Genomic DNA, 24,889 nt, shown 5'->3' with positions numbered 1-24,889 from the left:
ACGGTGTGAGTGTGGAGACCCAGGGCTCGGAGGACACCGACCAGGTCGGCGTGCGGTTGCGCGCGTTGCGGCAGGCCAAGGGGCTGTCCGCGCGTGACCTGGCGGACCGGGCCGGGGTCACCCCCGCATATCTGAGCAGGCTGGAGACCGGCAAGGTCTCACCGACCGTGGCGACGTTGAGTCGGGTGGTGCAGGCGCTCGGCGAGTCGGTCGGCGCGCTGTTCGACGACGCCCGCGAGGACGGTGCGCTGGTGCGCGCGGCCGACCGGCAGGTCGTGCGCAACCACGGCGTCGACGACTACCGCGTCACGCCGAGCTGGGCGGACCGGCTGGAGGTGTTGGAGACGGTCGTGCAGCCCGGTCAGGGCAGCGGGACCGCCGCCTACACCCATCCCGGTGACCAGGAGTGTGTCCTGGTCCTGGACGGCAGCCTCACCATGTGGCTCGCCGACGTCGAGTACACCCTGCACCCCGGCGACTCCCTCACCTTCGCCTGCCGAACCCCCCACCGCTGGACCAACCAGACCCCCACCGTGACCCGCGCCCTCTGGATCATCACCCCAGCGACCTACTGACACCCCACCCGCCCCGCGCACCCGCCGCGCCGCGCACCCACCACACCCGTCCGGCCGCACCCCGCACCCGGCCGCACTCGTCACTTAAGCCACTCCCGCCCCACTTCTAGTGGCACGAATGTGGCTTTAGGGACGTTCAACGTCCCTAAAGCCACATTCGTGCCGTCGCGGGGTGTGCGGCCGGGCGGGGTGTGCGGTGCGGCGGAGAGTGTGCGGTGTGGTGGGAGTGCGCGGCGCGGCAGGGGTGCGGGCGCGGGGCGGGCGGCGGGTGTGTGGTCAGGGTCGGGGGCGGATCGTGCGGACGAAGTCGGCCACCGCGCGGCCGATCTCGTCGGGGCTGTCCTCCTGCACGAAGTGGCTGCCGCGGATCGTGACCTCGCGCTGGTTCGGCCACGTCCGGCAGAACTCGCGCGGCCTGCCGGTCAGGATCGAGCCCGGCTCGGCGTTCAGGAACAGCTTCGGGACCGACGAGCCGGCCAGCCATTCGCCGTACTCCTCGACGATCGCGGTGACGTCCGAGGGCTCGCCGTCGATCGGGATCTGCCTGGGCCAGGTCAGCGTCGGTCGTCTGCTCTCACCCGGCTCGGCGAACGGCGCGCGGTACACGGCCATCTCCTCGTCGGTCAGGCCGCGCAGGACCGAGTTGGGCAGCACCGCCTCGACGAACAGGTTCTTCTCCAGCACCATGGTCTCGCCGGCGTCCGAGCGGAACCCCTGGAACACGCCGCGTGCGTTGGCTGGCCAGTCGTCCCAGGTCAGCGGCGCGACGATGGACTCGGTGTAGGCGATTCCGGCGACCCGGTCGGGGTGCTGGTGCGCCCAGTGGAAGCCCAGCGCCGAACCCCAGTCGTGCAGCACGAGCACGACGTCGCGGTCGATGCCCAGCTGGTCCCACAGCTCGAACAGGTGGTCGCGGTGCTCGGCGAACGTGTAGCGGTCCGGCCCGGAGGGGCTGAGCTTGTCCGAGTCACCCATGCCGATCAGGTCGCAAGCGATGAGCCTGCCCAGGCCCTCCAGGTGCGGCATGACGTTGCGCCACAGGTACGACGACGTCGGGTTGCCGTGCTGGAACACGATCGGCGGGCCGTCGCCGCTCTCCACGTACGCCATCCGGCTGCCGCGCACCGTCGCGGTCTTCTTCGTCGGGGAGGTCATCGTCGTCTGCTCCTCTTTCGCGGGACGCCGGGCAGTGCCGAACTGAGGTACAGGACCAGCGCGTACGGGACGAGCGTCGCAAGGCCACAGCCGACCAGCAACGCGAGCTGAATCCCTTCGGAGACGTCGATCGTGTGCAGGAGCCACCAGCCCGCCGCGAGCACCGGCAGCATCGCCACGGTCGCGGTGACGATGATGCGCGCGTCCCGGCGGTCGATCATGGCCTCCGGGCGCATCATCGCGCGCAACCGGCTCAACGCGGTCACGGCCGCGGCGAACTCGCCGGCCAGCAGCGCCACCAGCAGCCCGGTGAGCCGGGTGCCGTCGGCGGGAAGGACCAGCGTGCTCGCGGTGACCGCCGTGCTGGTCCCGAGCGCGATCATGCTGGCCAGCGTCGGCCCCCGGTCGTCCAGCCTGGCGAACAGCGCCTGCCGCGCGAAGTCGTGGATGCCGCTGACCAGCTGGGCGAACGCGGCGATCATGAGGCACGCGGACAGCTCCGCGATCAACGGGCCCTCGCTCAGCTTGCCGACCGCCAGGATGCCCGCCGTCGGATCGGCGAACACCGCGAGCAGCGCACACAGCGGGATGCCGGCGAGCAGCGCGTAGAACACGCCCTGGCGCCACGAGCCGCCGAACCGGCGCGCGTCGTTGACTGCGGCGGCCACCGACAGCCCTGGCAGCGCAGCCATCGACACCGCGCGTGTCCCGACGAACGACAGCGCGGAGAACACCTGGTAGGCGAGGTTCACGATCAACACACCGCCGGGCACGGTGGCGGCCACCACGGTCAGGAAGTAGTCGGTCAGTGCCTGGCCCGCCGCCACCGGGGAGGAGCGCACCATGCGGCGCAGCGTCTCGCGGGCCTCGGTGTCCTCACGCCACCCGCGCCGGGGACGCAGCGAGACCCCGACCCGCTGCGCGCCGTAGACCTGCAGCGCGGCATGCACGAACGCCGATGCCGTCGTTCCGATACCGAGCATCAGGATCATCGACAACGGCACCTGTGACACCTCGAGGCCGGTGCCGTAGATCCACGCGGTCACCACGAGCGTCACGACCGTGCCGACACTCTCCACCGCCGGTGCGCCCGCCGCCAGTGCGAACCGGTGCCGGCCCTGTTGGGCCGCGACCCCCAGCTCGGCCAGCACGTAGAGCAGCACCTGCGGCGCGACGAACAGGATCAGCAGGATGCACAGGAGCCAGGCCCGCTGCCGGTCCGGTTCGGGGACACCGAACACGAGCGTCCAGGCGAGCGCGGGCGACAGCAGCGCCAGTCCGAGGGCGCCGATCGTGGCCAGCGCCATCATCCGTCCGGAGATCCGGCCCATCACCTCGGACGCGTGTCTGACGCCTCCGGCGGTGACCGCCCGCACCACACTCGGCACGACGACCATGCCGACCACCGGGCCCGCCATGACGGTGAACACCTGGTTCGGCAGGACGTAGCTGGCCTGGAAGACGTTGGTGAAGTACGTCGGACCGAGCAGCGCGCCGATCACCAGCACCCGCACCAGGCCCGCCGCGCGGCTGACCAGGGTCCACACCGCCACCGTCACCGAGCTACGCGCGGTGGAAGTGGTCTCGTCGTCCGCCATCGCTCTCAATCATTCCCGGCGGTCCCGGTCGACCGCGCACTACCCACGATCATGCCCAAGACCCCGTGAGTGCCGCGGCCGCCTATGACCGGCCGCGGCACTCACGGAACCCGAACGAGATCGATGGCGCGGTCGATGATCGTTGCGGGGGTGGGCTGGGTGGCCATCTCGGTGGCCACCTCGCGGGCCGCTTCCGTGAACGTCGGCTCGGTCAGCAGACGGGTGATCGCGGCGCGCAGGCCCTCGACGGTGGCGGTGTGCGGTTCCTGGGACAGGCCGACGCCTCGGTCCGCGACCCGCTGCGCGGCCATCGGGTTGTCCGCGAAACTGGGCATGACCAGCTGTGGGACGCCGTAGAACAGCGGCGCCGCCGTCGTGCCGGACCCGCCGTGGTGCACGATCAGCGAACAGGACGGCAGGAACGCCGACAGCGCCAGGAAACCGACGGAGCGGACGTTCGCGGGTAGCTCGCCGAGCGATGCGACGTCCGAGGGCTGCGCCGCGAGCACGACCTCCACGTCCAGCCCGCCCAGTGCGTCGAGCACCACCTCCAGGTGGCCGGTGCCGCTCATGGTCGGTACGACGGTGCCGAGCGTCACGCACACACGTGGCCGGCCCGGCCGGTCCAGTGCCCAGCTCGGCACGGTCGATCCGCCGTTGAACGGCACATAGCGCATCGACCACCAGGGCGCGCCGTCGCGCGGATCCGCCGGTTCGACGTCGGCGGCGAGCCCGCCCATGCTCGGTGCCCTCGGGTCGATCCGGGCGATCGTGCGCGGCCGGCCGTCCGGGATGTCGAACTTCGAGCGCACCAGCGCCGTCACCTCGTCGTCGACGAGTGTGTCGCGGCCTCTGGCGAAGTCGGCGTCGCGCATCGACCAGGTGACCCGGTTGCCGACCTCCAGCAGTGGACGGTCGAGCGCCACGGCGGTCAGCAGGCCCGCCGCGTGGTCCGAGGTCGACATGATCAGGTCGGCGCCGAACCGTCGCGCCGCGTCGATCGTGCCCTCGGTCATGGTCAACGTGAACAGCCCGAATGGACTGCCGCCGCGCGCCGCGAGCCGGAACTCCTCGGAGACCTCCGGAGCGTCGTCGTCGCCGGCCCGGATGGCGCGCATCAGCTCGTCCCACACGTCCCGGTCCGGAGCCACGTCGTACACCGACAGTCCGGCGTCGGCACCCACTTTGATCATCTCGGAGGCGCAGGCCACCAGCACCTCGTGGCCAGCCGCCCTCGCGGCCCACACCAGCGGCACGACCGGCAGCATCAACCCGTAGCCCGGCGCCGCGGCACACACGATCTTCATGCGGGCCACCCTGCCAGCACGCCGTCGAGAACGCGGACGCTTTTCATCCGGCACCCGGCCGGGCTCTCAGGTGCATGCGCTCACCCTGCGGGCCGTAGATGGTCAGTACCTCGACCGGTTCGTCGAACGGATTGCTGAACCAGTGCGGCGTGCGGCAGTCGAACTCGGCGGCCTCGCCCGCCGGGAGGATCAGGTCGTGCTCGCCGAGGACCAGCCGCAGTCGTCCGGACAGTACGTAGAACCAGTCGTAACCCTCGTGCACCCGGGGCTCCGGGTCGGTGCTCGGGAAGCGCGGCGGGATGATCTGCTTGAACGCCTGCAGCCCGCCCGGTCTGCGACTCAGCGGCAGGTAGGTCATGCCGTGCCGGGTGACGGGCTTCGGATGCAGCCGGGGGTCACCGGTCGGCGGCGCGTCCACCAGCTCGTCCAGCTGGACCCGATGCGCCCTGGCCAGCGGCAACAACAGCTCCAGCGTGGGCTTGCGCTGCCCGGACTCCAGCCGCGACAGTGTGCTCACCGAGATGCCGGTCAGCTCGGACAGCTGCCCGAGCGTCGTCCCGCGACGGCGGCGCAGTGCGCGCAGCCGGGGCCCCACCGCGTTGAGGACGTCGTCGAGGGGAAGCCGGTCGTCAGTCACCTCTCCATTTGCTACCTCAGCAACATTACTTGTCAAGTTGGCGTGCTCGGTCGCACTGTCGGAGCATGAACAAGAACAGCTTCGACGTCATCGTGATCGGTGGCGGCGCCGCCGGACTCTCCGGTGCGCTCACCCTCGCCAGGGCCCGCCGCTCGGTTCTGGTGCTCGACTCCGGCGAACCGCGCAACGCCCCCGCCGAGGGTGTACACGGCTACCTCACCCGCGACGGTCTCTCGCCGCGCGATCTCGTCGAGCTGGGCTCCGCCGAGGTCACCCGCTACGGCGGCCAGGTCGTCCTCGCCCGGGTCACCGGCGTGCGCCCCGAGGCACCGGACTTCGGTGACGGGCCGGGCTTCCTGGTCAGCAGCGACGACGGCGTCGTCCGCGCCGCGCGGCGGCTGCTGGTCACCACCGGCATCGTCGACGAGCTGCCGGACATCCCCGGTCTGCGCGAACGCTGGGGTCGAGACGTGCTGCACTGCCCGTACTGCCACGGCTGGGAGGTCCGCGACCAGCCGATCGGGGTGGTGGGGACCGGCCCGTTCGCGGTGCACCAGGCGATGTTGCTGCGGCAGTGGAGCGACGACGTGACGTTGTTCCTGAACACCGCGCCGGACCCCACCTCCGACGAGTGGGAGGAGCTGGCCGCGCGCGACATCGGCGTGGTCGACGGTCAGGTCGTCGGTGTGGAGGTCGACGACGATCGCATCAGTGGCGTGAGACTTGCGTCCGGTCAGCTCGTGCCTCGGCGCGCGGTCGTCGTCATGCCCAGGCTGTCCGCCCGGGCCGAGTTCCTCGCCGACCTCGGGCTGCGCACCGTCGAGCACCCGAGGGGTGTCGGTACGTACCTGGAGACCGACGCGACCGGGCGCACCTCGGTCGACGGCGTGTGGGCGGCGGGGAACGTCGCCGACCCGATGGTCCAGGTGATCAACGCGGCCGCCGCCGGGAACAACGCGGGCGCGCAGATCAACATGGACCTGGTCGTCGATGACACCCGCAAGGCCGTCGCACTGCGGCGCATGCCGTTCTCGGCCGCCGAGGAGTCCCGCAACAGCGAGCGGGTCCTCGCCGGCCGTCAGCACGGTCTCCCGTCGCCAGGCCCCAGCGTGTACGCGCAGTACACGAGCCAGTTCTGGGACGAGCGTTACGGAAGCGCGACCCGTATCTGGAGCGGCAACCCCAACCCGCTGCTCGTCGAAGAGACGAAGGAGCTCGACCCGGGCCACGCGCTCGACGCCGGCTGCGGCGAGGGCGCCGACGCGCACTGGCTGGCGCGCCGGGGCTGGACCGTCACGGCCGTCGACGTCTCCGGCGTGGCACTGGCACGCGGCGCCGAGCACGCCGAGCCGGCCATCGCCGACCGGATCGACTGGCGTGAGGTCGACATGCTGACCTGGGTGCCGGACGGCAGCTACGACCTGGTCGCGGCGCACTTCCTGCACTTCCCGCCGGAGGTCCGTGACCCCGCGTTCACCCGGCTGGCGGCCGCGACCGCGCCCGGCGGGACGCTGCTGATCGTCGGCCACCACCCGTCCGACCTGCTGACCACGGTAGGCAGACCGTCACAGCCGGAGCTGTTCTTCACTGCCGAGCAGATCGTCGACCTGCTGGACCCGGACGACTGGGACATCGAGGTGGCCGACGCTCGACCCCGCCCGGCGACGGACCCGGACGGCAACGAGGTCACCATCCACGACACGGTCCTGCGAGCCCGCAAGCGCCGCTGACCTGGTGAGTGGCCGGCGTTCGTCCCGGCGAACGCTAGCCACTCACCGGCTGCGGGACCCGCCATTCGAGTGCGGCGAAGACGACGCAGCCGAATGCGGCGACGAGCAGGCCGACCGTGAGGGCGAGTGGCGGCTCGGCGAGGAGGACCACGGCCAAGGCGATCACCGCGCCGACGGCGTTGACCGCGGCGGTGAACCGGGAGAAGGCGGCGATGTCGCCGATGCCGGTCGAGGCGCGGGCCAGGAGTATCGCGTAACCGAAACAGCCGACGGCCAGTACGACGAACAGCAGCCACGGCACCAGCGCGGTGAAACCCAGCCGGTCCGCCACCATCTCGCACGGCACGAGGATGAACCCGATGCCGAGCAGCACGTCCCACACCGCATCGGCCGCGAGCACGGCACGAGATCGGGTCATGTTGTCTGCCTTTCTCGCCTGTTTCGCGCGCCAAAGTTCTCGGCGGACCCTTCGGGCCACACCGAGAACTTTCCCACGCGGCGGCCCCTGGCGGGGCCGCTGCATGGAGGTTTTTCCTCGCGGACCCCCTCCGGGGGCCCACTCGGAAAAATGTCGCCTTCGGCGACGCGCGCGCTTGGTGCCCCGGCTTGGGAGCCGCCACTCATGCACTACCCGCCTTCGGCGGAACCGCCTGTGCGGGGCCACCCGTGAACGCGCGCTCACCACATTCCCGGTGCAAGCTGAGGGGGCCCAGAGGCCATGCGCAACCCACGACGCACACCAGCACGGGCAAGCAAGGACCCGTGAGTGTTTTGGGTTGCCCTGGCAACCCAAAACACTCACGGGTCCTGCGGGTGCTCATGTGTCTTGAAAGCCGGCTCCGCGAGTCTCCGAAGGAGTTCCGGCGAAGGCCGGGCAGTGAATGTCAGCGACCACATCGCCCAGCTGCCAGGGCGGCTCCCAGGGTGGCCCCAAGCGCGCGCCCGGGCGAGTCCTCGAGCCTTTTTTTCTGGGAGTACCCCAGCGAGCGTTTACGCGAGCCGGGGTGGTCACAGAAAAATATCGCGCGCGGAGAAGGCCTAAAAGGCAGGCCAGGTCTTGCGGAGGGTGAGTTTGTCGGTCTTGCCCGAGTCGTGCATGGGGAGCTCCTCGGTGCGCAGCCACCACTGGGCGGGGCGCTCGTAGCTGGCCAGCTCGGCCGCGACGAACTCGGCCAGGTCGGACTGCGAGACCTCGGAGCCGGGCAGCACCTGCACCGCCGCCGCGACCCGCTCACCCAGGTCCTCGTCGGGCAGGCCGAGCACCGCGACGTTGCGGACCGCCGGGTGCTTCAGCAGCACCGCCTCGACGTGCGCGGGCGCGATGTTCTCCCCGCCCCGGATGATCAGATCCTTGATGCGCCCGGTGATGTACAGCAACCCGTCCACCAGACGGCCCTGGTCGCCGGTGTGCACCCAGCCCTCGTCGTCGACCAGATCGGCCTGCGCGCCACCCCAGTAGCCGACCATCTGACCGGGCGTGCGCACCACGATCTCGCCGTCGCCCTCGGCATTGGGCGAGTCGATCCGCAGTTCGACCACCGGCAGGGGCGCGCCGGCGGTTCGCGGGTTGTCGGCCATCGTCGCACCGGACGCCGCCGCGACCGTGCCGCCGGTCTCGGTCATGCCGTAGATCGTCGACATGCCCTTGCCCGCGTTGGGGAACGCCTCGCGCAGCCGGGCCATCAGCGCGGGCTGCACCGGTGCGCCGCCCATCGAGACCGAACGCACCGAGGTCAGGTCCCGGCCGGTGATCGACGGATGCTCCAGCACCCGCGACGCCATCGTCGGCACGGCGCCCCACCAGGTGATCCGCTCACGTTCCACCAGGTCGAGCACCTGCTCCGGGTCGAACCGGCCCTCCAGGAAGACGAGTGTGTTGCCGCCGAGCAGTGCCAGCAGCAGCGACTGCAGACCGCCGATGTGAAACAGCGGACCGCTCTGCAGACTGACCGCGGGCGGACGCGACCCGTCGACCTGCTGGGGCAGCCGCCGCGACATGACCAGCAGGTTGTGCAGGTTCGCGATGACCGAACGGTGCGCGAGCACCACCGGCTTCGGTGCGCCCGTGGTTCCCGCGGTGAAGATGATGACCGCCGGGTCGTCCTCCCTGGTCCCGTCCGGGGCAGCGGGATGTACCGAGTCGGCGGAGGTGTCGTTCACCGTGTCACGCACCTCGTCGAGGCCGATCACGGTGCAGTCGTCGGAGGTGGGCACCAGCGCCGCGCGCTTCTCGTCGGCCAGCACCAGCCGAGGTGCGATGAGCCCGACGGCGTGTTCGACCAGCGGCCCGCTCCACCAGCCGTTGCCCAGCGCCACGACCGCGCCGAGCTTCAGCCCGGCCCACAGGCTGATGACCCATTCCGGGGAGTTCGGCGCGAGCAGCAGCAGCCGGTCGCCGGGACGCAGCCCGGCCTGGTGGAACCGTGCGGCGACCCGGTCGGCTGCGCTGAACACGTCGGCGAAGCTCAGGCGCCGGTCACCCTGGATCAGGTGCGTGCGGCTCGACCAGCGCGCCGCGTCGTCGAGCAGCTCGACGACATGGTGGCGGCGCGGCGAGTAGGAGAGGAACGGCACCGGCCCGGTCCGTCGCTCGACGGCCGTGCCCCACTCGAACTGCTCAGCTGTGTCAGACACGTCTCAAGTTTAGTCTAGAGCCCAATACTCGACAACTCGACTATTTCTGCCTACCATCAGCGTCATGTCGGTGGACGAAAAGCAAGCGGTGATGCCGCAAGCGGTGATCGACGACTCGATGATCGAGTCGATGCAGGCGAAGGCCGGTGCGCAGCTGCGCATCGATCATTCGGTGAACAACGAGGTGGCGTCGCGGATCGCGGTCACCAAGTTCGTCGGCGGGATCGGCGACATCAACCCGCTGTGGACCGATGCCGAGTACGCCGCGAGCTCACCGTACGGGGGCCCGGTTGCGCCACCGTCGTTCATCATCGGCTGCTTCTCCGGTATCCAGTTCGGCTGGCCGGGGCTCGGGTCGTTCCACTCGATGTCGCACATCACCTTCGACCGCCCGGTCTACCGCGACGACGTCGTCACCTCGTCGTGCCTGTACGACGGGTTCGACGGGCCCTCGCCGAGCAAGTTCGCCGGTCGGTCGGTGACCGACAAGTTCATCAACTCCTACCACAACCAGCTCGGTGAGCAGATCGCCACGATCCGCTGGAACGTCATCAACTACGAGCGCGGCCAGCGGCTGGCCCGCGCCAAGCAGGAGACGTCGGGTGAGGCGGAGAAGGGCGAGGCCGGGAAGAAGACGGCCGCTCCGCAGCTGCCGCACCAGTGGGATCTCGACGAGGTGGCCGAGATCGAGAAGCGGATCCTGGCCGAGCGTCCGCGCGGTGCGGAACCCCGGTACTGGGAGGACGTGAACGTCGGTGACGTCCTCGACGTCGTCACCAAGGGCCCGATCGGGCTCACCGACGAGATCGCGTTCGTGGCCGGCGGCGGCACCCCGATCCCGAGGCTCAAGGCGCACGCCGCGTCGCTGCACGACTACCAGGCTCATCCGGCGTGGGCGTTCCGCGACCCGATCACCAGCGCGAACGAGCCGATCTACTCGGTGCACTACAACTTCCAGGCCGCGCAGGCGATGGGCGTCGCCTTCCAGTACGACGTCGGTTTCCAGCGCCAGTGCTGGCAGATCCACCACCTGACGCACTGGTCCGGCGACCACGCGTGGCTCAAGGAGTGCCAGGCCGAGTACCGCAAGTTCGTGTACCTGTCCGATGTCATCGAGCTGCGCGGTGAGGTCACCGGCAAGCGTGTCGACGACGACGGCGACCACGTCGTGGACGTCACGACGAAGGCCGTCAACCAGCGCGGCGAGACCGTCATGCCGGGCAGCGCGGTCATCGCGCTGCCCAGCCACGGCGAGACCACGACGCCCTCGGCGAGGCGGGCACGGACATGATCTCGCTCGAGGACTTCGCCGCCGAGGTCGAGGAGTACCTGTCCGCGCACTACTCGAAGGCGCGACGGACCCAGAGCAAGAAGTTCGTCTGGGGCGAGGGCAGCGACGAGGTCCGGGTGTTCCAGGAGCCGGATCCCGAGAAGGAGGCCGACGCGCTGCCGGCGATCCGGGACTGGCGCGCCGGGCTGTGGGAAGCGGGCCTGGCCTGGATCACCGGCCCGACCGAGTACGGCGGCCGCGGCCTGTCCGGCGCCCACCAGCGGGTGTTCGAGAAGATCGTCCGCGGCTACGACGTGCCCGGCGACGGCGCGCTGACGATCAGCCTCGGCATGATCGCGCCGACCATCGCGAAGCACGGCAGCGAGGAACAGAAGAAGGACTACCTGCCGAAGATGTACTCCGGCGAGCTGATCTGCTGTCAGCTGTTCTCCGAGCCCGGAGCCGGTTCCGACCTGGCGTCGCTGAGCACGAAGGCCGTCCGTGACGACGAAGGCAACTGGCGCATCACCGGCCAGAAGGTGTGGACCTCCGGCGCGCACCTCGCCGACATCGGTGAGGTCATCTGCCGCACCGCCGACGAGCCGAGGCACCGCAACCTGACCGCCTTCCTGGTGGACATGAAGGCCCCCGGCGTCGAGGTGCGGCCGTTGCGTCAGATGACCGGCGGGTCGGCGTTCAACGAGGTGTTCCTCGACGACGTCGTGGTGCCGGACAGCGCCCGGATCGACGACGAGGGCAACGGCTGGAAGGTCGCGCTGACCACGCTGGCGAACGAGCGCAACGCGATGGGCCACAGCGCGTTCGGCGGCGCCGGCATCCTGTCCACCGAACGGCTGTCCGAGCTGATCCGGCACGCCGGTTCGGCCGACGACGCCGTGGTGCGCAGGGCGTTCGGCGAGCTGCTGGTGCAGCTGCGCGCCGCCCGCTACACCCAGGCGGTGATGGGCGCCCGCGCGAAGGCCGGCGACTCGCCCGGCCCGGAGGTGGCCCTGAACAAGATCGCCCTGTCGGCCAACATGGGTCGGCTCGGTGCGTTCGTCGCCGAAGTGCTCGGCCCGAAGGCGGTCGCCGACTCCGGCGAGTGGGGCACGTACGCGTGGACGTCGGTCATGCTCGGCGCCCCCGGCTATCGCCTGGGCGGCGGCACCGACGAGGTCCTCAAGAACATGATCGCGCAGCGGGTCCTCGGCCTGCCGCGGCCGCGATAGGAGTCGTTCACATGGTGTCCCAGGGTGCGCTCGCGGACAGCGAGGAACAGACCGAGCTGCGTGACTCCGTCCGCAGACTGCTGAAGGACAAAGCGCCGCTGTCGGCGGTCCGCGACGGTGCCGACACCGGCGCCGGTTTCGACCGCGACGTGTGGGCCAAGCTGGTGGAGCTCGGCGTGACAGCGCTGCCGGTGCCGGAACGCTACGAGGGGTTCGGGCAGACCGCGCTGGAGACCCACGTCGTGCTGGAGGAGATGGGGCGCGCCCTGTACTTCGGTCCGTACCTGGCCACGGTCGGGCTGGCGATCCCGGCGCTGCTGCTGTCCGGTGACGAGTCCGCGTGCGCGGACCTGCTGCCGGCCATCGCGTCCGGCGAGAAGATCGCCACGGTCGCGGTCAGCGAGTCCGACGGTCGTTGGGACGGCCCGGTGACCACCGAGGCGGCTCAGGACGGCTCCGAATGGCGGCTCACCGGCACCAAGGAGTTCGTGCTGGACGGGGCGGACGCAGACCTGCTGCTGGTCACCGCGCGCCACGACGACGAGGTCAGCCTGTTCGCCGTCGACGCGGCCGCGGACGGCGTCACCCGCACCCGGCTGGAGTCCCTCGACCTCGCCCGAGCGGTCGCTCGGGTCGAGCTGGACTCCGCTCCGGCCCGTCTGGTCGGCACGGCTGGCGCCGCACCGGAGCTGGTGTCGGACCTGCTCGACCGCGCGTTGGTGGCGCTGGCCGCCGAGCAGGCGGGCGGCGCATGGGCATGCCTTGACCTGTGCGTCGAGTACGCGAAGGACCGCAAGCAGTTCGGCCAGCCGATCGGTTCGTTCCAGGCGGTCGCGCACAAGTGCGTCGACATGCTGCACAGCGTCGAGTTCTCCCGCGCCTCGGCTCGTTACGCGGCCGCGGCACTGGCCGAGGACGACGCGGAGTTCCCGGTGGCCGCGCGGGTGGCGGCGGCCTACTGCGGCGAGTCGTTCCGCACCGTGACGGTGGAGACGGTGCAGGTGCACGGCGGCACCGGCTTCACCTGGGAACACGACACCCATCTGTACTACCGCCGCGCCTGGTCCGCCCAGCACCTCTTCACCGGCCTGGACTCCCACTACCTGGCGATAGCCGACCGCGTGGGCCTGTAGCCCTTCTCTTCCCTTCGTGAGTGGTGAGGGCGTCTACCCCGCTGCGGTGTTAGGCGAAGGGTGGGCCGGAGGCGGTGATCTGGTGTTTGAGGACGTTCTCGTTCGTCAGGGCGATCGAGACCGTCGGCGTCGGGGCGCTGGCGCGGAATGCTTCGAGCGCCTCGGCCGACTCCCAGTACTCGAAGATGTTCACCCGGCCCGGGTCGACGGAATCGGCGGAGATCGACACGTCGAGGCAGCCCGAGTTCGGGCGGGTGCGGCCCGCCTCGACGATGTTTCGGTGGCCCTCGATGAAACGGTCCCGGTCGGCGGGGTCGACGTGTACGTAGCCGGCGACGATCACGGTGCTCATGTCGGGTAGACCTGGGTCGGGGGCGGAACTCATCGGGTTGGGCTGTGGCCGGGTCCAAGGCATCTCGGCTTCGCCGTCGACTCGTGAGTGGCAAGGGCGCCTATAGGCGCCCGGATCACTCACGACGGAAAAGCTGTCGTGAGTGCTCCGAGCGCCTACGCCTGCGGCGCCCCTTCGGGGTAGACGCTCTTGCCACTCACGTGGGGGTGGGGGTGTCTTGGATGTCTTGGCCGTTCCAGGTGAAGCGGGTTGTGGTGACCGCGTCGCCGCCGGCGCCGCCGGTGGTCAGGCGGTGGATCGCGATGCCGGACAGCTCGCGGTAGGTGCACCACTCGTGGTCCGAGGTGAGCATGAGGTCCAGGTCGAGCGCGGACAGCAGCGCGAACACCTGACCCCGGTTGGTCGTGTCGACGCCGACGAACACCTCGTCGAGCAGGATCAGCCGAGGGGCGGCGGGCACGGCCTGATAGTGCGCGGCGACGGCGGCGAACAGCGGCAGGTGCAGCGCGATCGCCTTCTCCCCGCCGGACAGGGCGCCGTGCAGCTTCTTCGTCAACGGCTGCAGCCCGGCGCCGTCGTCCCGGTCGATCTTGACGACGAACTGGTGCCAGCTGGTGTAGTCGAACACCTCGGCGAGCTGCTGCTCCCAGCTGGTCGCGCTGTCGTTGGCCTTCGCGGCCTCGATGCGGTCGCGGAAGAATCGGTGCAGTGACTCGGTGTCGGCGTCGGTGAGCCGCAACGGGTCCTTCAACAGCAGGTCCCGCGCGGCCTTCGTACCGGGCGGCAGGTCGGCGCCGATCTGCCAGACCAGCCGCACCGCCACCTTCGACGCGGTGCGGACCTGGGTCAGGCGGGCGTTCATGTCGTCGACCAGCTCACCGGCCTGGCGAATACGCGCGGCGAGATGGCGGCGGGTGTCGCCGGTGAGGGTCTGGTCGAACAGCTCGCGCTCGCGTTCGGTGATGTCGCGACGGCTCTGCTCGGCGTCGTCGGACAGGACCCGCAGCAGCTCGGTCGCGCCCACCCGGATGCCGTCCACCATCGCGGTGAACAGCTGGACATCCTCGTCGGTCTCCAGATCGAGGTCGGCGCGTGCGCTGAGCGCGGTGCGGCAGACGTGCACCGACTCGGACAACGAGTGCAGCGCATCGCCCAGGTTCTTCGGAGCGTGCGCCACGTTCGGCCAGGCGGCGGCCACCGACCGGGCGGCCTCCAGCGCGGCGCGTACCCCGTCGGAGGCGGCCAGCACGGTGTGGAACGAAGTATCGATGTCCGCGTCGGCGGCGAAGCCGATCGTGGCCAGGTGCCGGAACCGGCGGGCCGCCGCGTCCCGGCGAGCAGCCGCGGTGTCGCGCGCCGAGGCGTCGGCGCTGCGCCGGGCGCTCAGCACACCGAGGCGCTCCGCGTAGGCGGTCAACGCCCGGCCGGTCTCCCGGCGCCGGTCGCGCAGCCCGGTGAGCCGCACGCGAAGATCGTCCAGCTCCGTCTGCACCTGCTGATAGTCCTTGCCGACGGTGTCCTCGACACCGGCCAGCTCACCCGCCAGCCGCCGGTGCGCGGCCTCGGCCATGGTGGCTTCCTCGACCCGGCCTCTGGCGATCGCGGCCGACCGGTCGGCGGCCTCGGCGCGGGCAGCCATCGCACGCTGTGCCGCGACCAGGGAGCTGTGCTCGTCCAGCCAGCTGTTCGCCTGGTCGGCGAAGCTGTCGACGGCCCGGGCCAGCGTGCCCAATGCGGCGCGGTCGGTCGGCACCCCGTGCTCGGCGGCGCGGCCGCTCAGCGCATGCAACGCCATCGCCACCGCGCGTTCCCGCTCACCGAGTGTGTCGATGCGGTCCCTGACCACCGTGTTGGCCGCTGCCGCATCGGACTCTGCCCTGGTCAGCGCGCGCACAGCGGCGTCGAGCGCACTGTGCGGTGGCCGAGCGGCCCGCTCGCTCGCCACGGCGGCCCTGCGGCCGGCGAGTGCCGCGCGCCGCTGGTCCAGCTCGGTGAGGGTCAGCTCGATGCCGCGCAGCTCGGCGCGCAGGTCGTGCAGCAGCTGTTCCCTGGCGCGGCGGCGGGCCGGCGCCCCGATGTGCGCCGGTTCGGGCTTGCTCCAGCTTCCGGTGAGGTTGCCCAACCGCCAGCCACCGTCGGCGCCGATCGCCGCGGCGTGCCCTGACGGGGCTCGCTCTCCGTAGGCGATACCGCCGAGCAGGCGTAGCACCGCGTCGACGGACACCGCGAGGTCCGGCTCCGGGGCGAGGATCTCGGCGAGTGACCGGCCGGGCGCGCCGGCCAGCGCATCCGGGTCGGCGAAGACGTCGTGACCGTCGATCGTGCCGGCCGGGGTCACCCAGGCGTCCAACATGCCCGAGGCCTGCAACGCGGCTTCGACGGCGGCCTGCTCACCGGGGGACACCCCGTCGACGAAGCGCACCAACCGCCACAGCGGGGCCCCGGGCATGGTGGTGCGGTCGGTGCCTCGCGTCGCGGGCGCGGGCGGCGGTAGCTCGTGGCTGTTCTCCAGCCGTTCGATGTCGGCGAGCAGGTCGTCGCGGTCCGCGAGCGCGGCGGCCCTGGTCGCTTCGACGGTGGTCTCGGCCCTGGTCAGCTCGTGCAGCACGGTCTCGGCGGCGGTGTCGACCAGCGCCAGCAACGACGGTTCGGACCCGACCGAGGCGAGCAGCGTGTCCGTCGCGGGGAACCGCAGCTCACGGCAGCTGCCGGCCCACGCCTGGACGGCCGAGGTCAGCCGGTCCAGCTCCTGCTCACGCTGCCGGGCCGCCTCGACCTGGTGCTCGGTCGTGTCGGTGAGGACGGTTCTGGCGGCATCGAGGTCGCTCTCCGCGTGCTGGCGCCGCGCCACCGCGCCCGCGTGCTCGTCGAGGGCCTCCCGCACGTCGGCGATCTGGTCGTGCCGCCCCTGGACCGCCGCGCGCAGCAAGTGCCGGGGACGGTCGTCCAGACCGGCCTCGATGTCGGCATGGACGCCGGCCAGCCCCGCTCTGCCCGCGGCGTGCAGCGCGTCGTCGGCGAGGGTGTGCACCGTCTCGGCCTTCACGCTCGCGATACCGCGCGCCTCGTCGAGGCGGGTCGAGTCCTGTGCGGCGTCGTGGCGGAGCCGGCTCGCATCCGCCCGCAGCCCTTCGGCGCGCCGGACCGCGTCGGCGGTGTCCTGGCGCAGCCGGTCGAGGGCCTTGCCCTGTTCGTACAGCTCACTGCCGGTGATCCCGCTGATCCGCGCCTCGGTGCTCTCCTCGTCGTGTGCCAGCGACTCCACCACGGCTTCGGCGCTTGCGCGCTGCTCGGCCACCGTGTCGTGTTCTTCGGCGGACCGGCGCGCGGCCTTGGTCAGGCTGTCCATCTCGGTGGTCGCGGAGATGAGCTCCTGCGCGCCGGCGCGCAGCACTCGCTGGGCGTAGGTGCGCTGCCGGTTGGCGAGCGTGCGCGCGGCCTGCACCTCCTCCTCCAGGGTCCTGAGCCGCTCCCGCTGCCGGTCCAGGCGTTCGAAACCTTCCGCGAGGTCGGTGACTTCCTGCTGCCCGAGTGGTGGAAGCGCCTTGGACAGCAGGGTGGACAGCAGCGAAGGGTCGAGCCGCTGGGACAGTTTCGGGGTGCGCAGCTGCAGCAGCGCGGTGATCAGCGCGTCGTAGCGCTGCTCGGACATGTCGGGGAACAGCGTGGTGCGCACCGCGCTCCGGTAGTCCGTCGCGTTGGCGTGCAGGGCGCCGCCGGAGTCGAGCCGCTGCTCCAGCGCGCTCCTGGTCAGGGGCTGACCGGAGTCGGTGACCAGCGACAGGCCGCCGGGGACGCCGACCCGCAGGCCGGTGGTGAAGTAGTCGGCGTGCACGGTGCTGGTGTGGCTGCTGGCCTGCAGCCGCGCGCCGCAGGTGAACCACCGCTCGGGTTCGCCGGGAAACCGGAACTCCAGCCACACGTATCCGACCCGGGTGGTGCCCGATGCGCCCTCGCCCATCAGGTTCCAGTGCATGGTGCGTTCGCCGGTGCCGAACGTGGACAGCCGGTTGGCGCGCAGGTTCGCGTCGAACAGGAACGGCAGCAGCAGCTCCAGCGCCTTCGACTTCCCGCTGCCGTTCTCGCCGAGCAGGATCAGCCGACCGTCGAGGAACTCGAACACCTCGTCGTAGTAGCGCCAGACGTTGAGGATCCCGGCCCTCGTCGGTGACCACCTGGTGGTGCGCTCGGCCGGCTCGGGGAGGTGTCGGTGCAGCTCGGTGACCGTCACGCCGAGTCCTCCTCGGGATCGTTCGTCCTGGTCGAACCGACCGCGTACCGGGCGGCGGCCGGCAGCGGGTACACGAGCCCGTCGGTGACCCTGACCAGACCGAACCCGGTGAGCACGCCCAGCGCGTCGGAGACCAGCTGAGCTGTCCCGTCGTCGCCCCGGTATCCCTTCGCCCAGCGTGGGAAACGTTCCAGCAACCCTGCGGCGGCCACCCGCAGCTGTTCGACGCTGACCGCGCCGTCCATGCCGTCCAGCAGCAGCAGCGCCGCGACCTTCGTGTTGCTCGCATCGTCCGGGAACCGGCTGTCGGTAGCGAGACCGTCCGGGTCGACGAGCAGGACACCCTCCGCGCGTTCTTCCAGCAGGAAACCGCCGAGCTCGGCGGCCTGGCGCAGCAGCTGCCGTCCGGTGGGCGACGCCAGGTAGCCGCGCTGCTCGTGGGTCAGCTCGTCCAGGTACAGCACCGGGTCGTCGACGAGCCTGCGGAAGATCGAGTGCCGCAGCCACAGGTTGCGCTGGGTGGGGGAGATCGGCACGGCGCTGTGCTCGTCCCGATCGGCGGCCGAGCCGTAACGCCGTTCGCGGGCCAGCGCGTCGAGCAGCTCGTCGAACCGTGTGGGTACCTCGTCGAGGGGTACCGACAGCTGGGACAGCCCGATCGGCGCCACCAGCAAGCGCATGATCAGCGTGGCGTCGACCCGGTACAGCACCTTCGCCTCGGCCGAGTCGACGAACGCCTCGGTCGCGCCGTCCACCACCTCGAGCGCGCCGAACGACTCCAACAGCCGCAGCACGTCGACGAACGCCATCCGCTCGCCACGCTGGGTGGTGTCGAAACCGGCGAGTGCCTCGTCGGTGGCGCAGGCTCTGCTGACCCGGTCGGCGAGCAGCCCGATCGTGGTGACCGCCGCGGTGAGCAGCTCGGCGCAGGTCACACAGAGCAGTACGTAGCGGCGCCGGTCGAACGGGGCACGCCCGGACCGGGACCGCCTGGCCGGCCGGCTGGCGTCGGCGGCGGCCCTGACCTTCGCCAGCCGCGCGTAGCCCAGCCGGGGCTCCACGACGAAGGACCAGCCGCAGTAGTACTCGAACCAGCGCTTGATCGGCTCCCGCCGCCGCCGCACGAGGTCGAACGACTCCGGCGCTGCCCGCTCGCTGACCAGCGGGTTGCCCAGCATCAGCCGGATGCCCCTGGACACCTCGTCGCGCTCGTCGATGGCGAGCTGGTTGCTGAGATTGCTCATCCGAGGACCCGCACAGCTCGCCGGTCGCTTCGCGCGGCCCGGATCTCCAGCTGGTAGTCCGGCCCGTGGAACACCCCACGAGGTGTCATCAGCCGAGCTCGCGCCGCATCACGGGGTGGCCGCAGCGCGATCTCGATCTTCCCGTCGGACGTGCTCGCCCGTCGCGTCCCGTCGGTGGCCGGCGACGCGGACAACGCCCTGCCCAGCAGCTGCAACAACCGCTCGAACACGGTGTGATCGAGCTGCCCGAAGTCGGAGAGCCGCACGGCGCCGCCGGTGTCCAACAGCTGCCACGCGGCCTCCAGCTCTGCGCGCTCGGCGTGTGCCTCCTCGGCACGCGCGGCCCGGATCGCCGACACGTCCCGCACCCGGCCGGTACGGCTGAACCGCTCGGTCCGCCCGGCGGACCGCAGCAGCGGCGACACCTCGACCGGCGGCGCGGCGTGCCAGGTCGACGACGAGCTGACCAGCTCGGGATCGGGGTGGCCGAGGTGGGCGTGCCTGGCCGGGCTCAACCCGAACATGGTGGACCACAGCCGGTGCTGCTCGTCCTGCCCCGGTGCCACGCTGAACCAGCGCGCCAGCTCGCGGAAGTCGTTGACCGCGCTGCTGGTGCGCCGCCGCGACTCGGCGATCCGGTCCAACACCTGCAGCAACGTGATGATCGCCCGGCGCGCCACCAGATGCAGCTGCTCGACCCGGGGCGCGCTGCCGTCGGTCGGGCGGAACCAGGCGCACAACCCCTCCCACCTGGCCCCGCGGTGCGCCACCCAGGCCGGGCCCGGGTCCTCGGAGCCGAGCTGGGGCAGGTCGGCGCCGAGCAGCGCACGCTGGTGCAGCACACCGACGCCGCGCCGCCCGACCTCGTCGATCCGGCCTGCGATGGTGTGGCTGCGCTGATCGAGATTGGTCAGGAACTCGCGCAGGTAGGCGACGGTCGCCGCCTTGACCTCGTGGAAGGTGGCCTGCTCGGCGCCGTCCGCGCGCAGCAGCCGCTGCAGCTCACCGTTGAACTGCTTGGTGTTGGCCCGCAGGGCGTCCAGATGGTTCTCCAGCTCGGTGAGCGTGGCGAACAGCCTGCGGTCCGAACCCGGCCGCTCGTCCAGCTCGTCGACGAGATCACCCAGCCGGTCGCGGATCGCGTCGAGCACCGCGGTCTGCAGCGCACCGGTCGAGGCCAGCACACCCACCGCGTGCAGCACCCCGGCGAACGCCGCCTCACCCTGCCTGGTCAGCGAGTACTGCAGGTTGCGCCGCTCGTAGTCGCTCGCGCTGCGGTAGTGCCCGGCGTGGTTCTGGATGACGTCGACGAGGTTCCAACCGCGCAGCTGGTCCAGCGCGCGCACCAGATCGTCGTCGTCGAGCGCATCGACCCAGCCGACCGACCGCAGCCGGGCCCGCACCTCGTCGATACCCAGCGCCGTCTCCAGGCGCTCGTTGGCCTCCCCGAAGGCCTGCAGCACGGCGATGTAGAGCTCGGCCCGGTCGCCGTGGGTGAACCGGAACATCTCTGCTGGTACGCGAATCGGTTCCACCGAACCCCCTCCCGACTGGCTGACACGGTAAGCCACCGCACCGACGGCGCTCGTCGGGCCCGCGCTTCACCACGAGTCGAGTAATCCCGAGGCCACACGCTCCTCGGTCACCGCCACGCCGGACTCACGCAGGGCGGCGGCGAGGTCGGGATCCCAGGGTGCCTCGGTCACACGGCCGACCGGTGGGCCCTCGCCGAGACCGGCCAGATAGTCCGAGGTGGTCATCCGCCACGGCGCCGCACCGGTCCTGGCCAGCACGGTCGCGGCGATGCGCAGACCTTCACCGTCGAAGTCCCCGTGGTAGTACAGCCGGCAGGTCGGGGACAGCAGCCGCAACAGCACCATCCCGGCGCTGCTCGGCCACCCGGAGGTGCAGACCATCGGCGGACAGCCACGGCCGAACCGTCCGAGCGCGAGCGCCAGCACACTCGGGTTCTCGAACACCCAGACCTCGGCGGGCAGGTTCGTCCACCGCGCCGAGCGCAGCTGCCCCAGGGTGAGCGCCGCGGCCTGCCCGGCGTCCGCGCACACCCGCAGGATCCGCGCGGCCGGGTCGTCCCCGGCAGGGCGCAACCCGGCCGCGAGCACCGTCGAGGACAACTCGTCGTCGGCGACCCCGGCCCGCTCCCACACCGCCCGCCGCCGCGCCGCGTCGGTCGGCGGCTCGACCTCGTACAGGAACGACAGCGCCCGCAGCACCAGCCCCGCGCACCGGGTCCCCTCGTCGAGGCCGTGCGGATCGTGCAGCACGTCGTCGGCGAGCATCGGCAGCGAGACCCCCGACGCCGGAAGCCGGGCCAGAACCGCCAACGCCTGCGTCAGCACATCCCGTGTGGTGCTGACCGAGTTCGCGACCAGCCCGTTCCTGCGCACCGCCGCGACCCAGTCGCGCAGCGCCGGCTGGCCGACCACCACCGGATGCTCCTCGAACCAGCTCCACAGCTCACCGCGCCGCACCTCGGCGAGCCGCCGGTCCCGGGCCCGGTCGCCGAGCGGACCGACCAGCTCACCGACGACCTCGCGGACGTCCGCCCCGACCGCACTGCGCAGCACGTCGTCCAGCTGCGGCATCGACACGATGGCGTACTCGTCGGGCAGCCGGGTCAGGCCGAGGAGATCGGCAACGGCGGTGCGCTGCTCCTCGGTCAGCGGCCCCACCCGCACCCGGCTGACCGGCCGGCCCGAGGACAGCCGCTCGTGCGCGGCAGCCCACAGCGGACCCAGGGCGGGCGACAGCTGAGCGATCCTGCGCACAACCGCCGAATCCTACGGGGTGGGCGGTGGCAGCGCCGCAAGGTCGTTGAGTGCCGCGACCACCACGTTCCATGCGATGCGTGCGATGTCGGCGTCCGGTGCGTAGGAGTCGACCAACTGCCGCCGGGGATGCACCAGGTTCCGATGCCCCCGGAGGACCTCCGAGTACTCGAAGACTTCCCTGGCGATCCAGCCTTGAGCGTGAGCCAGCTTCAGCAATGGCGCCAAGAAGTCCGCCGGCTCCTTGCCGTCTCGCCGCTGACTTGATGCGACGTCATAGAGGACACCCTCGAGCAGGCTGCCGAGCATGATGATCGCGGCTGTCGGGGCTCCGGCGTGCCAGCACACGTATGCCTCATCCAACCGGCCCTGGAGCTGATCGCCGAACCGGGCGTCGTTGACTATCTCCGCCAGGCTCGCCTTCAGCTCGGCGGGTTGCTCCATGGTGATCCGGTTGGCGGCCGTGACCTCCTGGCTCAGAACCGGGCGGCCCCGCTCGTAGAACACGTGGAGGCCCTCGAACGCGAGTAACCGGTTCAATTCGATGATCACCTCGGCCCGGGACCGCTCGTCGTCCAGATACTCCCGAGGGTCGGCCAGTCGTAGCAGCACACCGCGCAGCGCGTCGGAATCGTCACGACGCTGCTCCAACTGCTCCCGGGCCCAGGTGCGCCGGTAGCCTTCGCATTCATCGACGTCGCGCCAGCCGGCCGCGCGGAAGAACTTGGCGATCTGATAGCCGGCGCGGTAGTAGTCGGTGTCGTCGCCGCAGATCAGCGTCGCGATTCCGTCCAGCACGTTGCCGTCGAGCCGTACCTCGACATCACTCACCGCTGTCTCCCTGCTCGTTGTCGTCGTCAATCAGCTCGACCGGACTCCATCCGCTCCGACCGGGATCCGCAGCGCCACCCGGCTGGATTCCCTTGTCCTCGAGCGCCCGCCACACCGCACCGAGCTCACGATCGGGGTCGAAGGCGAACTCGCTCTCCCGGATCCGCAGGGTCTGCCAGCCCATGCGGGCCAGCTCGCGGTCCCGACGCGCGTCGTTCTCCTGCTCGGAGACCCCGGAATGCCAGTAGTGGCCGTCGCACTCGACCGCGATCCGCCCCGCCTCACCCACCACGACGAGGTCAAGTGTCTTGCGTCCGACCGGGTACTGCGGAACGACGTGGTAGCCCCGCCGCCGGACCTCCAGGAACACCCGTTGCTCGAACAGCGAACCGAACGGCTCGACGAGCCTGTGCTCACCGACCTGCTCCAGTGTGGGCGAGTCGCCGAACACCGAAGGCGGGTCGAGCATGTAACCCAGCAGCGACGTACGCAGATCGCCGCTCTTCAGCTGATCCAATCCGACCGAGGTGAACAGCCACAGCTGGTCCTTCGCACGGCTGACCGCCACGTTGTACGCCTGCCGGAACGATGTCGAGGTCGTCCTGCTCGGGGGGTCCGCGACGACCATGGACAGGAACACCACGTCCCGCTCGTCGCCCTGGAAGTTGGGCGCGGTGCCGACCCGAATCTTGCGTTCCTGCTGCTGCTCAGGAGAGACGAACTCATTGATCAGGTGCTCGAGCAGTTGGACATGTCTGACCGCGCTCTGCAGCACCACGATTCCGAACGATTTGCCCGCATACGCTGGATCGTCGAGGCAGGAGACCAGTTGGCGGACCAACTGCCGCGCCTCGGTCTCATTCCGCTTGCGGGTGTCCTTGCCCTCGATGACCGCGCCGTCCACCTTGGTCACCCGCAGCGGCGGGAGGCTGTCGCCGGAGCGTTCGCGCAGTGCAATGAGACCGGACCCGCCGGATCCGTCCTGGTAGAACTGGTCGGACGCCCACCTGATGATCTCCGGGACGCACCGGAAGTGCTCCCGCAACCGCACCAGCGCGCCCTTTCCCGACCGGTTGGTCAGCAGGTCGTAGAGGTTCGCCTGCGGCGTCAGGTTGGTCCGGATATCGGGGTCGATCTCGGCCAGGTGCTCGTCGTTCGCCTTGAACACCGCGTCGATCTGGCCGAGCGCGTTGGCACTCGGTGTGCACTGTTTGTCGTCACCGACCACGATCACCCTCGGTGCCATCCACAGCAGGTAGAGGTGCTCGATGCCGACCTGGCTCGCCTCGTCGACGATGATCACGTCGAATCGGTTCCGGTCGGCGGCGATGTTGTCCAGCAGGTTGGGTAGTGGCACGACCCAGGCCGGAACGGCGTCCTGCGCCTTGTTCATCGCCGCCCGCGCCGCGCGGCGGAACTCGTTCGCCTTCTTTCCGGTACCCGCACCGATCTTGCTCATGTGCCCGCGATAGGTGTTGAGGTTGCGCTGGTGATCGTCGGTCATCCGGCGCATACACTGCCGGGTCGCCTCCAGACCGACGAGCTGTGCGGTCACGTGCCGGAGTCGATCCTCGGCGGTCTCGAACTCTTCGAGCAGTCGGCGTTCCTCCGCCGCATTGCGGTGCGCGGTGACAAAGGATTGCGCCCGGGACCATGCCCAGGCCGAGGGGATGTCCCGCTCCCGCCACACCGGGTCATCCGGTTCCTGTTCCAGCAGGCGCAGCAGCTCCGGGTGAACGGAAGTCAGTGTTCTGGACAGCGCGAGCATGCGTCGTTCGTCGTGCTGCTCCGCTTGTGCCGCTCTGACCTCGCCCAACCCTGTGGCATAGCCGTCGACGTCCCGCCGGGTGATGGCGGAGAGCAGGTACGACAGCTCTGGGCAGGCTGGTGCCCGCTCGGTCCACTCCGCGACCTGTTGGTGTAGTTCGTCGACCCGAGCGCCCGCCTGGTCGAGCATCAGGCGTTGCCGCGCGGCGGGCAACAAATCGAGGGCACCGAGGAAGGACGGAAGATCATTCAACCGCAGCAGGATGCCGCCTGCCCCGAGCACGGCGGCGCAGGCATCCCTCGCCTGGCCGAGCTGCTGGACCAGGTGCAGCACGGCCGCGTTGTCAGCGAGCTCGGACAGCATCACGTTCGCCTTGCCGGGCCGGATCGGCACACCGACATCGGAC

General features: G+C 70.7%; 18 protein-coding genes. 5 read left to right on the top strand and 13 right to left on the bottom strand.

The window, feature by feature from the left end:
• The first annotated feature begins 5 nt into the window (after positions 1–5).
• Positions 6–575: a helix-turn-helix domain-containing protein gene (locus G406_RS57805; RefSeq protein WP_169736713.1), complete on the top strand. Its 570-nt coding sequence runs from the start codon at positions 6–8 to the stop codon at positions 573–575.
• Between the two features lie 276 nt (positions 576–851).
• Here G406_RS57805 and G406_RS0117635 read toward each other — a convergent pair whose 3' ends face one another.
• The 4 genes from G406_RS0117635 to G406_RS0117620 form a co-directional block, all read right to left on the bottom strand.
• A complete protein-coding gene (locus G406_RS0117635) occupies positions 852–1,730 on the bottom strand; it encodes a haloalkane dehalogenase (protein WP_028934854.1) in 879 nt (292 codons plus the stop codon).
• Entirely contained in the window at positions 1,727–3,328 is a 1,602-nt protein-coding gene (locus G406_RS0117630) for a lipid II flippase MurJ (protein WP_028934853.1), read from the bottom strand. The genes G406_RS0117635 and G406_RS0117630 overlap by 4 nt, the downstream gene beginning before the upstream one ends.
• Positions 3,329–3,429: 101 nt before the next feature.
• Positions 3,430–4,635, bottom strand: coding sequence for a nucleotide disphospho-sugar-binding domain-containing protein (locus G406_RS47650; protein ID WP_028934852.1), 1,206 nt, complete (start codon positions 4,633–4,635; stop codon positions 3,430–3,432).
• Between the two features lie 43 nt (positions 4,636–4,678).
• Positions 4,679–5,272, bottom strand: a complete 594-nt coding sequence (locus G406_RS0117620) for a helix-turn-helix domain-containing protein (RefSeq protein WP_028934851.1) — start codon at positions 5,270–5,272, stop codon at positions 4,679–4,681.
• Between the two features lie 65 nt (positions 5,273–5,337).
• Between G406_RS0117620 and G406_RS0117615 the strand changes: the two genes are divergently transcribed.
• A complete protein-coding gene (locus G406_RS0117615) occupies positions 5,338–7,002 on the top strand; it encodes an SAM-dependent methyltransferase (protein WP_028934850.1) in 1,665 nt (554 codons plus the stop codon).
• 34 nt (positions 7,003–7,036) lie between these two features.
• On the opposite strand, the gene G406_RS0117610 is transcribed toward G406_RS0117615, so the two are convergent.
• The gene (locus G406_RS0117610) at positions 7,037–7,420 is read right to left on the bottom strand and encodes a hypothetical protein (RefSeq protein WP_156934963.1); all 384 of its coding nucleotides are present in this window, start codon (positions 7,418–7,420) and stop codon (positions 7,037–7,039) included.
• Between the two features lie 620 nt (positions 7,421–8,040).
• The gene (locus G406_RS47645; RefSeq protein WP_051342262.1) at positions 8,041–9,636 is read right to left on the bottom strand and encodes a class I adenylate-forming enzyme family protein; all 1,596 of its coding nucleotides are present in this window, start codon (positions 9,634–9,636) and stop codon (positions 8,041–8,043) included.
• 64 nt (positions 9,637–9,700) lie between these two features.
• Here G406_RS47645 and G406_RS0117600 point away from each other — a divergent pair, with 64 nt between their 5' ends.
• From G406_RS0117600 to G406_RS0117590, 3 genes are read left to right on the top strand one after another with little or no spacing between them, the layout of a single operon-like run.
• Positions 9,701–10,927 (top strand): FAS1-like dehydratase domain-containing protein, encoded by a 1,227-nt coding sequence (locus G406_RS0117600; protein ID WP_037077176.1) that lies wholly within the window; start codon positions 9,701–9,703, stop codon positions 10,925–10,927.
• Positions 10,924–12,135 carry an acyl-CoA dehydrogenase family protein gene (locus G406_RS0117595; RefSeq protein WP_028934847.1) on the top strand — a complete coding sequence of 404 codons (1,212 nt, stop codon included), beginning with the start codon at positions 10,924–10,926 and terminating at the stop codon, positions 12,133–12,135. Before G406_RS0117600 ends, G406_RS0117595 begins: the two co-directional genes overlap by 4 nt.
• 11 nt (positions 12,136–12,146) lie before the next feature.
• Positions 12,147–13,268 (top strand): acyl-CoA dehydrogenase family protein, encoded by a 1,122-nt coding sequence (locus tag G406_RS0117590; protein ID WP_037077174.1) that lies wholly within the window; start codon positions 12,147–12,149, stop codon positions 13,266–13,268.
• A 49-nt stretch (positions 13,269–13,317) separates the two neighbouring features.
• Here the strand turns inward: G406_RS0117590 and G406_RS0117585 are convergent, their stop codons facing one another.
• The 7 genes from G406_RS0117585 to G406_RS47640 all read right to left on the bottom strand — a co-directional run bounded on the left by G406_RS0117585 (position 13,318) and on the right by G406_RS47640 (position 24,876).
• Positions 13,318–13,620, bottom strand: coding sequence for a putative quinol monooxygenase (locus G406_RS0117585; protein WP_028934845.1), 303 nt, complete (start codon positions 13,618–13,620; stop codon positions 13,318–13,320).
• A gap of 196 nt (positions 13,621–13,816) precedes the next feature.
• A complete protein-coding gene (locus tag G406_RS0117580) occupies positions 13,817–17,851 on the bottom strand; it encodes a TIGR02680 family protein (protein WP_028934844.1) in 4,035 nt (1,344 codons plus the stop codon).
• Positions 17,848–19,095 (bottom strand): TIGR02678 family protein, encoded by a 1,248-nt coding sequence (locus G406_RS0117575; protein WP_028934843.1) that lies wholly within the window; start codon positions 19,093–19,095, stop codon positions 17,848–17,850. Before G406_RS0117575 ends, G406_RS0117580 begins: the two co-directional genes overlap by 4 nt.
• Positions 19,092–20,630, bottom strand: a complete 1,539-nt coding sequence (locus G406_RS0117570) for a TIGR02677 family protein (protein WP_028934842.1) — start codon at positions 20,628–20,630, stop codon at positions 19,092–19,094. Before G406_RS0117570 ends, G406_RS0117575 begins: the two co-directional genes overlap by 4 nt.
• 66 nt (positions 20,631–20,696) lie before the next feature.
• Entirely contained in the window at positions 20,697–21,884 is a 1,188-nt protein-coding gene (locus tag G406_RS0117565) for a TIGR02679 family protein (RefSeq protein WP_156934962.1), read from the bottom strand.
• A 12-nt stretch (positions 21,885–21,896) separates the two neighbouring features.
• Positions 21,897–22,715: a hypothetical protein gene (locus G406_RS0117560; RefSeq protein WP_028934840.1), complete on the bottom strand. Its 819-nt coding sequence runs from the start codon at positions 22,713–22,715 to the stop codon at positions 21,897–21,899.
• Complete coding sequence (locus tag G406_RS47640) at positions 22,708–24,876, bottom strand: AAA domain-containing protein (RefSeq protein ID WP_028934839.1); 2,169 nt, start codon at positions 24,874–24,876, stop codon at positions 22,708–22,710. Before G406_RS47640 ends, G406_RS0117560 begins: the two co-directional genes overlap by 8 nt.
• Positions 24,877–24,889: the final 13 nt, after the last annotated feature.

The organism is Actinospineispora spinosispora DSM 44797 (assembly GCF_000429025.1).
Classification (GTDB): domain Bacteria; phylum Actinomycetota; class Actinomycetes; order Mycobacteriales; family Pseudonocardiaceae; genus Pseudonocardia; species Pseudonocardia spinosispora.
This window is presented reverse-complemented; position numbering and strand designations above follow the sequence as displayed.

What these genes read in the sequence shown, in the direction of transcription:
- G406_RS0117585 (WP_028934845.1), bottom strand. Translation starts at nt 13,620, where the DNA reads ATGAGCACCGTGATCGTCGCCGGCTACGTACACGTCGACCCCGCCGAC.
- G406_RS47650 (WP_028934852.1), bottom strand. Translation starts at nt 4,635, where the DNA reads ATGAAGATCGTGTGTGCCGCGGCGCCGGGCTACGGGTTGATGCTGCCG.
- G406_RS0117590 (WP_037077174.1), top strand. Translation starts at nt 12,147, where the DNA reads ATGGTGTCCCAGGGTGCGCTCGCGGACAGCGAGGAACAGACCGAGCTG.
- G406_RS0117575 (WP_028934843.1), bottom strand. Translation starts at nt 19,095, where the DNA reads ATGAGCAATCTCAGCAACCAGCTCGCCATCGACGAGCGCGACGAGGTG.
- G406_RS0117630 (WP_028934853.1), bottom strand. Translation starts at nt 3,328, where the DNA reads ATGGCGGACGACGAGACCACTTCCACCGCGCGTAGCTCGGTGACGGTG.
- G406_RS0117615 (WP_028934850.1), top strand. Translation starts at nt 5,338, where the DNA reads ATGAACAAGAACAGCTTCGACGTCATCGTGATCGGTGGCGGCGCCGCC.
- G406_RS0117595 (WP_028934847.1), top strand. Translation starts at nt 10,924, where the DNA reads ATGATCTCGCTCGAGGACTTCGCCGCCGAGGTCGAGGAGTACCTGTCC.
- G406_RS0117600 (WP_037077176.1), top strand. Translation starts at nt 9,701, where the DNA reads ATGTCGGTGGACGAAAAGCAAGCGGTGATGCCGCAAGCGGTGATCGAC.
- G406_RS0117635 (WP_028934854.1), bottom strand. Translation starts at nt 1,730, where the DNA reads ATGACCTCCCCGACGAAGAAGACCGCGACGGTGCGCGGCAGCCGGATG.
- G406_RS0117610 (WP_156934963.1), bottom strand. Translation starts at nt 7,420, where the DNA reads ATGACCCGATCTCGTGCCGTGCTCGCGGCCGATGCGGTGTGGGACGTG.